Here is a 12582-nt window from a genome sequence, read left to right on the forward strand (position 1 = left end):
TTGCAGATGCGGTAGATTTTAGAATAAAGGAGAGTGAAAATGGAAAAAAAGAAGATTGGAATTATTGCAGCAATTGCAGGGGCAGTAATTGTTCTTGTCAGTGTTGTAGTTGGTGTTGTTACTTGTGAAAGTGATGATGATTATTATTCAAGTTTATCAAAAGAAGAACGGTATCTGTCTCGCTATGAATCTTATTGTGGCGAACTTGAAGATCTTGTTGTAGATTTTGAAAATCATGAAATTAGTTCTAAAGAAGCTTCTAAAAAGTATGAGCGTATTGTAAAAAAGTATAAAGATTTAGCTGAAGCTGATATGGAAGAATATGATTTCACTAAAAATCAGCAGAAAGCATTAGAAGGATATGTCGAAAGACTGCTTGAAGCTGCAGGCAAGTGTTTTGATTTTTTTATGTAGTTTTAAAAGAAGAACAGGTTCTGTTAAGGAGCCTGTTCTTAAGTTATATCGATTATCCTGATATAATTCCCTTTATAATAGGTTCACATAAAACAAAAATTACACTGAAAAGTACCGCAGGAAGATAATCTGCGGTTTTTATTTTTTTTATTCCCATAAGATTAATTCCTATTAAAATAATCAGGGCGCCGCCACTTCCTGTAAGTTCGGCTATCATTTGTTCTGTCACATACGGAGCGATTAAAACAGAAAGTAAAGTCAGACATCCCTGATATAGAAAAATGGTAATTATCGAAAAAGCTGTTCCAACCCCCATTGCTACAGTGAAACCTATTGCAATGAATCCGTCGAGAATTGATTTTAAAAATATAATTGAATAATCGTGTTCGATTCCTGCTTTAAAACTGCCGACGATTGCCATGGCTCCTACGCAGAAAAGTACGGAAGCATTTAAAAATCCGTAGGCAAAGTTCTTTTTAGGGCGTCCGGTTTCAAAAGATGGAGCAGACTGTTCTTCATGCTGTCCGGCGGTATCTTTAGATATGGAATTCTGTTCTTTTGATTTGTTTTTTATGAAAATTCTCTCCAGCAGTTTTCCGAAGGCAAGTATTTTTCCGTCAATATCAAGCAGAGTTCCTGTAATTCCTCCTAAAATCAGGGCAAGGGCAAGATACACAACATTCTGATATTTAAATGCCATCTGGATTCCCATAATAAAAGAAACAAGTCCGCAGGCTAATTGTATGGCATCCGTAATTTTTTGCGGAATTTTTTTTGCAAATAATAATCCGATGATTGAACCGGCCAGTACCGTAGCGCAGTTAACAAATACAGCAATCATATAGAATCCTCACTTTAATAAATATAAAGTAACTGGATATGGTACTCAAGCCTATATTTCTGTGCGGGAATTATTTCATGATGCTTAAAACTTCCTCAATGAGTCCTTTACATAAACATCCAGCCTGATGCCTCTGGATTCATAATAGTTTTCCAGCGTTTTTTCTGTTTCAATGTAGCAGATTTTTTTTATCTGAATGGCCAGAAGAATTTCCAGCATCCGCTTACAGATTTCATAACTCTTTGTTAAACACGGAAAAATATAGTAAACTGTATTTATGTATTCAGATTTATTGTTTAATTTTACGCAGATGATTGAAGATGAAGGGCAGGATTATGGAGCAGAAGTTTTATCTCAGGTTGCTGCTTCAAAACCTTTGTTTGTAATGGATTCAGGAATAAAAGCCCATGATATCTGGCATCGTGCAGATGTTTTGCGTGAATGTACGGAACTTATGGAAGATGAAATAAAAAAATCTGCTGTCCGTCAGATGCTTTATTTTTCTGCCGGAGTAATGCCGGATTTAGAATCTGTAGAAAACCGTTATGATTATGTAGCTGAACTGGAAGAAAACATTACGTCATTTAAAGATTCAGATGATGAATTTGCCTCCCGTCTGGTAGCTTTAGGTCCCTGCGGAATAGATCATGACTGGGAATCAGTTGAATATGAAGGACGTGACCATGATTACTTTGACAGTCAGACTGTTTCTGATGAAAGGGATCTGTTTGCACTGGAACTTACCCTTGGAAAAAAACTAAACATGCCGGTTATAGTTCATTCCCGCAAAGGATTTAAAGAGACTTCAGATGTATTAAAAGCTGTCAAATGGAATAAAGGAGTTATTCACGGATATTCTTACAGTAAGTCAGAACTTGATTTTTTTCTGGATTTGGGCTGGTACATAAGTTTTAGCGGAGCCGTTACTTATGCCGGAAAACGCGGTGCTGAGGATATGGCAGAAATCGTAACTTATGTTCCAAAGGACCGTATTTTGATTGAATCTGATTCTCCTTATTATGCGCCTGTTCCGTTGAAGAGTTCAAAAAATACTCCGCTGAATATTAATTATATCTATGAATATGTTGCAGCAAAAAGAGGAGTTTCTACTCCAAAGCTTTCTTCTGCAGTAGATGAGAATTTTAAAAAATTATTTTTGAATTAAAAAATAATTCCTGCTGATATGAAAAAGTATAAAAAAAATCCATCCTGGCTGTTACAGTTTTCTGCTGCAGCTGAAGGATGGATTTTTTGTTTAAAAAGAGAGGTTACAGTTCTTTTGTAAATGTTTCGTCCTGGTATGTAAAGCCCATTCTGCTTAAGTAAAGCTTGTGGCTGTCACAGTCTGCTGTTGCCTGAAGGTGCCTGATTCCTTTAGAAGCAAGATATGAATAAAGGAATTTTCCGACAGAGCAGTCACGGTACATTGGAACTGTGTAGTCAAGTTTTACATTAAGGTCTGTTCCTGAAGTTTCAGAACCTGCAATAATTCCTACAGGAGTTGTTCCGCAGCATACCAGGTGTACGCTGTTGCAGCCGGAAAGACTTGTAAAATCAGCAAAGTAATTATTAATGTCTGCTTTGTATTCATCAATGAAGAATTTTACAAAGGCATCATCTTCACTGACCTGTACGACAGAATACTCTTTTTTTGTATGGAGCAGTCTGTAAAGGTTGTATACATTAATTACAACAAGACAGAAGTTCATTATTGCAAGAGGATATGCGTGAACAATTGCAGCATATACGATGGAAATGACACTTCCGATCATGTTGATGAGTCTCAGCTTTACGACAGAAGTCATGAGCATAGAAACGACAACAAGCACTGAACCGATGTAACCTACAATTTCAAGAATAACTTTTGGATCCATAAAAACCTCTTTGAAATTTTTTTTGACGGAAGTATAGTATACACCCAATATATCCAATAAGAAAGGAAAATTTAAAATTTTTTAGGTAAAAACGTTATTGTTTAATTATATCGTCTTAATGTATATTATCAATTGAAACAGAAAGTACACTCGCTGGTGTGTAAGTATCCGGACTATAAGGGAGAACTGTATGAAAAATATAAATTTAATTTTTGGAATCCTTATTTTTGTTGTTGGAATGCTTATGTGCATTAATCCGGTGAGCATGCTTCTTGTTGCAATAGTTCTTCTGGGAGCGGCATCAATTATAAACGGAATCAGTGAACTTATGGGTTTTCGTAAAGTTTCTGATGATCAGGTATTTGTTACGGTTACAATAGTAAAATGTATTCTTACGATTGTCTGCGGACTTCTTGCAGTGATTCTTCCGGTTTATTTTTTGAATGCAGGAATGGCAATACTTAAACTTATAATGATTATAATTGCGATATTCTTTTTCTGCCGTGCAGCTTCTGAGTTTTATCTTATCATAAGGCTTAATGAACTGAATGTTGATGTAAAGCGGATGTTTATCAGGGCTATGGTTTTGATTGCAGCAGGAGTTCTTCTGCTTATAATTCGTGCCCAGACAGTAGGTGTCGTTATCGTGCGGATTCTTGGTGTTGCCGCAATGCTTGGCGGAGCAGCTTTTGCCGTGTACAGCTACAGAAATGCTCCTCAGGAAGCTGAATACGAAGTTGTTGATGAAGAATAAATAATGAATCTGTAAAAAAATGGGGTTGCCCAATAAGTATGAGTCATTGCCGTGTAAGTATGAGTCATTGCCGTGCTCGACACGGCAATCTCTTGTCTTGTAATTAAATAGATTTTCGGGTCGGGCCCGAAAATGACATTTTTTGAACTTATTGGACAGCCCCTTTTTTTCTCTCTATTTTTTTGCTCTGGCTGCCATTGATTTTTTTATGTTTTCGGCAAACAGAGTGTTTTGGTCAGTTCTTACAGGTACGCTGAATTCCGGAGAACCGTCTTTTGCAGAAACCCGGTACTGGTTTTCCGTACTTGTGGTGTATGCAGGACTTGAAGCATTGTTTATCCACCAGTCAAGAACGCTGATCATGCAGAGGGTATATTTTATAAGGTTTGCATTTGTTGCATTAGTAACATCGTCAGGACGTTTTGCTCCAAGAAGAACATCGAGGCGTTTAGAAATTACGTTCGGCAGGTCAAACTGATATCTGTCCCACGGATTCATTATTCCGAGAACAGTTTTTTTGCCTGCTGCATTCTGGTCGATTCTCTGAACAAGGGTAGTAAATACCGTGCGCAGGTAATCGGTTCTTGCATACAGCGGCTTGTACCTGCTGTCATTTGACGGCTTCTGAAGAATAGGTGCATTGAATTTATAGTGCGGCAGGAACCAGTATTTTGCCCTCCACAAAAAGTTATTCAAAGTTTCTTTTCCGTATTGGGTCCGTGCATAATCTTTTTGAGAATAAATGGAGTTTACGTAGTTCTTAAAATAGTCACAGTATTTTTTATCAAACAGATCTTCATGATAAGAAGCCCATTCACTTAAAGTCAGGTTGAAGTCGTCCGGCAGTTCTGAAAGTTTTTCGTCAGCCTTGATGTTAAAGTCAATGTTGCGGCATCCCTGAAGGAACTCTTCGATTATCTTGATAAGCACAACTGTAACTTGCAGAGGGTTTTCCGGATGAAGCATATTGAATCCGTCTTCAAAATCAAACAGCGGCTGAAAATAAGGATACATGTCCGGATGGGCGTCCAGTGCAGAAAAGCCTGCTTTAGGGAAAAGCTGCTCAAGCATCTTAAGTCCTGAAATAACAAGCTCATCTTTTTTACCGGCAACGTGACGGTTCTGTTCAAGCTTTTTCTTTGCTTCTTCCTGAGTTTTCTTTTTATCGTCTTCAGGCTTCTTTTTATTTTTTTCCGGAAGCAGAAGATCAAATTTAGTATGGTTTACAAACTGAAGGATGTTTGCAATCTGAGCCGTAAAGAATCTCGGGAATTCAACATATTCACTGGTACACATCCTCATAAGGAGAGGGTACATTCCTTTTATAACCTGATTGTAGATGTAAATCCATTCAGTAATGCCCTGTTTTGCCAGCATCTGCATCTTTGCCTTATCTGCATCAGGATAAGCTGTAATGTCAGTGTAGATTTCTTTAATGAGTGCTGGAATCTGCTGTTCACCAATGTAGTAAATCGTAATGAGCTCATGGTATACGGCCCTTACAAAAGGAATCAGCATGGATACGGTAAGGTTGTCGGCAGCATTTTCTACGTCCAGTGCCAGAACCTTTATGTCCCTCATTGACCATTTTCCTATGGTGCGGAGGAATTTAAATTTAAGGTCGGTTTCTGTAGCAATCTTGCTTTTGTAATGATCTGGCGAAAGCTGAATGAAGGTCTTTATCGTACTGATGAAAGCCTGCATGTGCTCAATATGTTTTTTTACAGTGTATTCACCGAATTTCTTCGTAACTTTTTCGCGGTTTTTCTGAGAAATCCTGAACAGAAAGTTAAACAGTCCGAGGTTAGGTTTTATGTCGTATTCCGGATCCATCATTACCCGGTCAATAAGTTTAAGATCCCTTGCAGTTAGTGCCGGAAGGTCTTCTTCTGTCTTTTTTCTCTTTACTGTAGATGTTGTTACAATCTGATTTACGCTTGCCATTTGTGTTCTGTTTGTTGTTGATGATAATGCACCGCTGGCGGCAGATATGTCAGAAGCACTTCTGCCGGTTGCCCGGACTACTTCTGTGTGCTGCCTGTGACGGGGCATATTTGACGTATCAGGAGCTGAGGCTCTTTCCCTTAAAACCTCTCCTCCGAGTTTGTTTGCCAGCGACTGAGCTTCAAGCGGGTCAATAGGACCGATGTTCTGTCGGATTTTATCAATAGTTCCTGGTTCCAGTGTTTTTGATGCTTTGAATTCTGAATCGCTGTTTGCCATAAAATACTCCGGTTAAAGCCTGATTTTGTATTTTTGAGCGATGCCGTCAAAACTCTTGAAGTTGATTTTTTCACCTCCGGCTGTAGCCAGAGTACCTTCCAGTTTTCCGAAGATAGTGTTGTATTCGGCTTTCAGAACAAAAATACTGACTTTATTTATATTATCGGAAGATGGTGTAAAACTTAAGTCAATCATGTTTTCTGTATCCTGAATGACCCAGTTTTTCTTAATTCCGAAAGGATGAGTTATGACAACAGGCGGCAAAACTGTTACTTCTCCATTGTAGAAAAGAACATTGCCGTTGTATTTATCAGGATTTACGGCTTCCTGGGAAGTTGATTCAATCCTGAAGAGAACAGGTTTTTCGTCATAACATCCTATTCCCGTTATAAATTCCCCTTCATTGTGAACTTTCATATAGGTTCGGTTTATGTCCAGAAATCCGAAGCCCTGACTGTCTGTCATTGTCTGACCGGGCTGTTTTTTAGGAATTATTGTAATTGAACCGTGAAGGTTAAAGCCTGCATTGTATTTTCCGGTACATCTTCTCATTGTTGGAGACGGAAGAATTGATGTGAGTTCGGAACTCAGGGAATCTGTAAAGGTTCCTGTAAGTGTTGCGTTTACTGAAGGCCTTACGCTGTCTCCTTTCAGATTAAATACTGCAGAGATACGGCCGGCTTTTCTGTCCCAGCTTATGCGGATGTAGCGGTGTTTTCTGTAGCAGCCTGTTGCGGCAGTGTTCATGTCGTGGGGAACAAAACGTTTTCTTGGTCCCATAACTGAATGATAGACGAATTTTTTTAGTGTTTTTGCATTCCAGAATACGACTTCGGCAAAACCGAAAACCTTTGCATCAAGAAAATTAATGTGACCGATAAATTCGCCCAGACTGAAATATAAAGAAAGCCTGCTTTTTATGCGCAGATTGCTCAGGACTTTAGGAAAATGAAATGAATAGGGGTTTTTTACTCCCCTGATGTCCAGCCTGTCCGGGTGTCCCTTAAAAGTTCCGAACTCAGGAATTCCGTTTTTTATGAATTTCCCGGGCTGTTCCAGTATTTCTCGTGTATACAAAATCTACTCCCGTTAGAGATTGTTCTATATGATGATAATTTTTCATTATAGCATATAAGGCCTGTTAATGTCAGTCCTGTAAGGTTTTTACAGTTCGGTAGTGTAGTTCCTGTGATGGTCTGAAATGCAAAATTATTGAATTAATATAAAGATTTTACAGGTTTGTATGGGTATTTTTGTAAACACGTGTTGAATTTTTCGGGGCTTCGGTATATGTTGTAGTGTACGTTTTTTGCGTTATTTTCTATAAAGAGGTGTTTTATGGGAAACATTAAATATGATTTTACAGTTGAATCTTTGGGAGAGTGCAAAGTAAAGTCTCCTATTGAACTTTCACAGAATTACGGTGATTTCCGTGCTAATTATGTGCGTGATACGTCTTTTATTCGTAATAGAGTCAACGTTTTTAATAAAGATGATGAAGAAACAGATCCTAAATCTACATATCTTGAAAAGGCCGGACCTCGTGAATACATTTATTTTAACCCTGCTCATGTAACTGCAGGTATCTGTACCTGTGGCGGTCTTTGCCCTGGTCTTAACGATGTTATGCGTGCCGTTGTACGCTGTCTGTGGAATCGCTATGGAGTACGCCGCATTAAGGGTATTAAATTCGGATATCAGGGTTTCTTTGCAGAAAACGGTTACGATGTAGTAGATCTTGATCCTCGTGTAGTTGATGATATTCATAAAATCGGCGGTACTTATCTTGGTACAAGCCGTGGTGGCGGAGACCGTGTTGTAGATATCGTAGATTCAATCGAGCGTCTCGGCATTAACATGATGTTCATCATCGGCGGAGACGGAACTCAGAGAGGTTCTCTTGATATTGCAAACGAAATTGAACGTCGCGGACTTAAGATTGCAGTTGTAGGAATTCCAAAGACTGTAGATAATGACCTTCAGTTTATTGACCGTTCATTCGGTTTTGAAACAGCAGTACAGAAGGCTACTCAGGCTGTAAACTCAATTCACATGGAAGCTCAGTCTCAGATCGGCGGTATCGGTCTTGTAAAACTTATGGGACGTGAATCAGGCTTTATTGCTACGGCAACAGCCCTTGCTTCTCATGAAACAAACTTCTGTCTTATTCCTGAAGTTCCGTTTGAACTTGACGGACCTAACGGATTCCTTCATCACCTTGAGGAACGTCTTGAAAAACGCGGACATGCAGTTATCGTAGTAGCAGAAGGTGCAGGACAGGAACTTCTTGCAGCAACAAATGCAACAGATGCTTCTGGTAATAAAAAGCTTGCAGATATCGGTGTATATCTCCGTGACAAAATCAATGAATATTTTGCTAAGAAAAACATTCAGATTAACCTTAAGTATATTGATCCTGGTTATGAAGTTCGTGCATCTGTAACAACAGCAAACGATTCAATTTACTGCGAGCGTCTTGGAAATAATGCCGTTCATGCAGCTATGGCAGGAAAAACAAAGATTGTTATCGGTCTTGTTCATGACAAGTATGTTCATATTCCTATCAGTATGGCTACACTTCAGAGAAATGTTGTAGATCCGGAAAGCTCACTGTGGAGAGACTGTCTTGATGCAACTCTTCAGCCGATTTATATGGTAAACAACATCAACACAGTGCTTGAAAAACTTAGAAAAGACCGCAAGGAAGCAGAAGAAAAAGCTCTCAAGCGTCTTGAAAAAGTAAATGCAATGAAAAAATAAGCATTTTTTAAGCATGGCTTTATAATGAATACCTGGACTGTTATGGTTCAGGTATTTTTTTTGATAAAAATTATTTTTGAAAATATACCTGGCAGGTATTACACTGTTATATGATGAAAAAAATTACAACGGCAGTTTTCTGTCTTTTGCTGTGTATGCCTTCTTTTTCTCAGGTCAGGCAGGAAATTTTCTATACTTTTGCGCATTCCGTGGACAGAGGAATGGAAAGCGGAGAAAATTTTCTTTCTCTTTCTTACGGGGCGGAGTTTAATAAAGTCAATTTAACAGCAGGCTTTCAGTCCGGGGCTGAACTTACGGATATTACATTAAAGGGGGAATATTTTCCCTTTGAGTTTGAAAATGCAAAGGGCAGTATAAAACGTCTTGGAACAGATATGATTTATCATGTTCAGTATCATGACTGTTACTGTGAACAGGATTTTTTATGGGGAATTGATTTTGAGTGGAAATCCCTTTACGGCTTTTTCATCAGGACTGCAGCCTGGCTGAAATATAAATACACGGATATTTATTCGGTGATTAAAAGCACTTCTAAAATTGAACCGGATGCCTGCTTTGCATTAGGAAAAGTTTTTAAAACGGGAACGACTGTTTTTGTAAGTCACGGGTTTCATTCAATGTACAGATATAATTCTGCTTCGGAATCTGTGTTTACTTTTTCTGTCAGACAGGATTTTAATGCCGGCATTTCGTTGAAGACTGAGGCTGAAGTATGCTTTACTGATCAGATGGCAGCTGTAAATCATCTTGAGTCATCCCAGTTCAGGGTTGCAATGGGGGTAAGGTTTTGAAAGTTAAGAGTGCTTTTGCTGCAGCCTGTTTTCTTGTTCTTGCCTGCTGTCTGTTTTTATCCTGTAATCTGGGATTTTACTGGTTTGTTTTTGGAGAAGATGTAGAAGACAGGGCAAAAGAAATCATAGTCATTGATTCTCCAGATTCTGTTTCTGAAACTACCGGAGAAAAATACAGCGTACTTGTGGTTACAGACCTTCATTTCGGTTCAGAAAGGACAGACAGGGACGATGAAGCTTTTTATGAATGGTTTAAAAAGCAGCTTGCTTCTGATGACGAAAGCCTGAAACCCCGCTTTATGATTTGTCTTGGGGATATTCTTGACGGCGGACATAAAGAAGAGGCGGAAGAATACAATAATTTTGCGGATAAACTTGCGGACCTTGCAGAAGAGGCCGGAATACACGGTTTTACCTCTTATTCAATAGTAGGAAATCATGATCTTTACAATCACGGGTGGAGCGTGTGGAAAAAGAAGGTTTATCCTGATACTTCTTTTTATGTTTTCAATACAAAATCAGATTCTCAGTCTCAGGGAATGTCCTGGTATTTTCTTGATACCGGAAACGGAACTTTAGGAAAGCCTCAGCTGGATTCTCTTTCAGAGACGATGGAAAATGATACCAGACCTAAAATCGTAAGCATGCATTATCCCCTGTATTGCGGCGGAATAGTTCAATTGTGCATTCAGAATTCCATGGAAAGGAATTTACTTATGTCTCTGTTTGCTAGGAATAATGTAAAACTTGTTCTTGAAGGTCATGCCCACAGGACAAAGCATTATGACTGCGGGAATTTTGAAGAACATCTTATTTCTTCATATTTGTACAGCAGGGCATTTACCCTGCTGACGGTGGATGAAAAATCGGGCAGCGTTGTAAGCCACCCGGATTTAGAGTATTAGTTCTTTTTTAACTGTTTTGCAAAAGTTTTGATTCCTTCTGCAACGAGAATTACTGCAAGGATTGCCATTGCTGCTGCAAAGAACAGCTGGAAGTAGTGACCCCATGCAGGATCAAGGGCTGAGAAAGCACCTTTTTTAATAAGTTCGGTCTGCTTGATGATTGTAAATACAAGCTGTGTGAGGGTTGCTGCAAGCATGAATACCATAGGTATGATGAACATTTTGTTGTTTTTTCCAACCTGACCGAGCCATGCTGCTACTGCAAGGAGGGCAATTCCTGCAAGGAGCTGGTTTGCTGCTCCAAAGAGACCCCAGATTGCAGAAAGTTTAAGACCGCCGAGAATACATCCAATAATAACCATGAATGCTGTTCCTACGAGAGGATTTGCAAGGATTTTGCGTACAGGATTTTTTGCATCTTTCCAGGTTTCTTCATCATCTTTAAGGAAAAGTTCACTGAACATGAAGCGGCTTAAGCGTGTAGCTGAGTCAAGGGATGTAAGGGCAAATACAGAAACTGCAAGAGTAAGAAGAGCCGTGATGGTGTTGTAGATGGTTGTTGTTTCTGCACCGAACATAAGGGCAATACCGTTTCCGAAGGCTGTAGCCGGAGAACCTGCAAAAGCCCACATTCCTGTTTCCGGGTTTTTAATAAGGAATTTTGAAGAAACAATACCGATTGCAATTAAAGATATGATTCCCAGTCCTGATTCAATAAGCATTGAACCGTAACCGATTGCCTTTGCATTTTTTTCTGAATCAAGCTGCTTTGATGTAGTTCCGGAAGCAATAAGGGAATGGAAGCCTGAACATGCACCGCAGGCAACTGTGATGAAGAGGGCAGGGAAAAGGTTTCCGATGCTCTGAGTCCAGCCTGTGTATGCAGGAAGATCGAATTTAACTCCCCTTGCACTTCCTGTAAAGGCTGCAAATACGATTCCGCAGAGGGCTACGGCCATCATTGCATACAGAAGGAAGCTTGAGAGGTAATCTCTAGGCTGAAGCATGATCCATACCGGAATAAGTGAAGCTACGGCTATATAAAGTCCGATAATGACAATCCAGGTATTGCGGGTAAGGACAAGACCGAAATTAAGTCCGAATATGATTATTGCAGCAATTGCGACAATTCCGATGAGGGTAGCCGGAAGAGTTTTAACTCCGCAGCGGTTTGTAAGAATTCCGTAGAGTACGGCAAGAACAATAAACAGGATAGAAATCATTGCTGTTGTCTGATTATTGCCGGTACGGCTTCCGGTAGAAATTAAACTTCCTGTAGAAGCTTCATTTGCTGAAACGTCGGAAGAAATTCCTGCAGCAGAAAGGGTGCTGTTTATTTTTCCGGCAGCAGCTTCTGCATCAGCTTTTGTTTCTCCGGTAACTGTAATTACAAGTTTACCGTCTGATTCACAGGTTCCTGCAAAAGGAGTTTTTGCATTTTTAAGTACGGCTGTTACAGCTTCTGACGTCTGGGCAGAAGTTACTGTGACTGTCTTTTTGAACGGTGTAAAGAAGGTTCCTGCAACTACATTTACAAAGGATGCTATTACAAGAATAAGTACGAGAAGTGCAAAGATTATGAAAAGTTTCTTTGCAAATTTTCCCATTGAATCTTTTATGATTTCTCCAACAGATTTTCCGTCATGCCTTATGGAAGCAAAGAGAGAACCGAAATCCTGAAGGCCGCCAAAGAAGATTCCTCCTAAAACACACCAGAGGAATACTGGTACCCAACCGAAAACTGCAGCCTGAATAGGTCCGTTGATAGGACCTGCACCTGCGATTGAAGAAAAGTGGTGTCCCATAAGAACTGCCGGTTTTGCAGGTACGTAGTCAATACCGTCTGTTTTTTCTTCAGCCGGTGTTTTTTTGAGGGGATCAATGCCCCATTGCTTTGCGAGCCAGCTTCCGTAAAAAATGTAGCCGGCAAGAAGCAGAACGATAGCAGCAATAATGATTAATAATGCTGTCATTTTGTTCCTCCGAGTTGTAAAAATAT

General features: G+C 39.5%; 12 protein-coding genes. 6 read left to right on the forward strand and 6 right to left on the reverse strand.

The window, feature by feature from the left end; genetic code table 11:
• The first annotated feature begins 39 nt into the window (after positions 1–39).
• Complete coding sequence (locus HNP77_RS07735; protein ID WP_184652598.1) at positions 40–414, forward strand: hypothetical protein; 375 nt, start codon at positions 40–42, stop codon at positions 412–414.
• Positions 415–466: 52 nt separating this feature from the next.
• On the opposite strand, the gene HNP77_RS07740 is transcribed toward HNP77_RS07735, so the two are convergent.
• Together HNP77_RS07740 and HNP77_RS12440 are read right to left on the reverse strand one after the other, a co-directional pair.
• Positions 467–1255: a DUF554 domain-containing protein gene (locus HNP77_RS07740; RefSeq protein ID WP_184652599.1), complete on the reverse strand. Its 789-nt coding sequence runs from the start codon at positions 1253–1255 to the stop codon at positions 467–469.
• Between the two features lie 84 nt (positions 1256–1339).
• On the reverse strand, positions 1340–1474 hold the full coding sequence (locus HNP77_RS12440; RefSeq protein WP_281393463.1) for a hypothetical protein: 135 nt from the start codon (positions 1472–1474) through the stop codon (positions 1340–1342).
• A 58-nt stretch (positions 1475–1532) separates the two neighbouring features.
• On the opposite strand from HNP77_RS12440, the gene HNP77_RS07745 reads away from it, so the two are divergent.
• Positions 1533–2420, forward strand: a complete 888-nt coding sequence (locus HNP77_RS07745; RefSeq protein ID WP_184652600.1) for a TatD family hydrolase — start codon at positions 1533–1535, stop codon at positions 2418–2420.
• 103 nt (positions 2421–2523) lie between these two features.
• On the opposite strand, the gene HNP77_RS07750 is transcribed toward HNP77_RS07745, so the two are convergent.
• Positions 2524–3129, reverse strand: a complete 606-nt coding sequence (locus HNP77_RS07750) for a YgjV family protein (protein ID WP_184652601.1) — start codon at positions 3127–3129, stop codon at positions 2524–2526.
• Between the two features lie 190 nt (positions 3130–3319).
• Here HNP77_RS07750 and HNP77_RS07755 point away from each other — a divergent pair, with 190 nt between their 5' ends.
• Entirely contained in the window at positions 3320–3883 is a 564-nt protein-coding gene (locus tag HNP77_RS07755; RefSeq protein WP_184652602.1) for a DUF308 domain-containing protein, read from the forward strand.
• A 174-nt stretch (positions 3884–4057) separates the two neighbouring features.
• On the opposite strand, the gene HNP77_RS07760 is transcribed toward HNP77_RS07755, so the two are convergent.
• Complete coding sequence (locus HNP77_RS07760) at positions 4058–6106, reverse strand: hypothetical protein (protein ID WP_184652603.1); 2049 nt, start codon at positions 6104–6106, stop codon at positions 4058–4060.
• A gap of 12 nt (positions 6107–6118) precedes the next feature.
• Complete coding sequence (locus HNP77_RS07765) at positions 6119–7183, reverse strand: DUF2804 family protein (RefSeq protein WP_184652604.1); 1065 nt, start codon at positions 7181–7183, stop codon at positions 6119–6121.
• Between the two features lie 261 nt (positions 7184–7444).
• On the opposite strand from HNP77_RS07765, the gene HNP77_RS07770 reads away from it, so the two are divergent.
• The 3 genes from HNP77_RS07770 (at position 7445) to HNP77_RS07780 (ending at position 10583) form a co-directional block, all read left to right on the forward strand.
• Positions 7445–8866, forward strand: coding sequence for an ATP-dependent 6-phosphofructokinase (locus tag HNP77_RS07770; RefSeq protein ID WP_184652605.1), 1422 nt, complete (start codon positions 7445–7447; stop codon positions 8864–8866).
• A 113-nt stretch (positions 8867–8979) separates the two neighbouring features.
• Entirely contained in the window at positions 8980–9678 is a 699-nt protein-coding gene (locus HNP77_RS07775) for a hypothetical protein (protein ID WP_184652606.1), read from the forward strand.
• Positions 9675–10583, forward strand: a complete 909-nt coding sequence (locus HNP77_RS07780) for a metallophosphoesterase family protein (RefSeq protein WP_184652607.1) — start codon at positions 9675–9677, stop codon at positions 10581–10583. Before HNP77_RS07775 ends, HNP77_RS07780 begins: the two co-directional genes overlap by 4 nt.
• Here the strand turns inward: HNP77_RS07780 and HNP77_RS07785 are convergent.
• Complete coding sequence (locus HNP77_RS07785) at positions 10580–12556, reverse strand: carbon starvation CstA family protein (protein ID WP_184652608.1); 1977 nt, start codon at positions 12554–12556, stop codon at positions 10580–10582. The genes HNP77_RS07780 and HNP77_RS07785 overlap by 4 nt on opposite strands.
• Between the last annotated feature and the right edge of the window lie 26 nt (positions 12557–12582).

The organism is Treponema rectale, assembly GCF_014202035.1.
In the GTDB taxonomy this organism is placed as follows: Bacteria; Spirochaetota; Spirochaetia; order Treponematales; family Treponemataceae; genus Treponema_D; species Treponema_D rectale.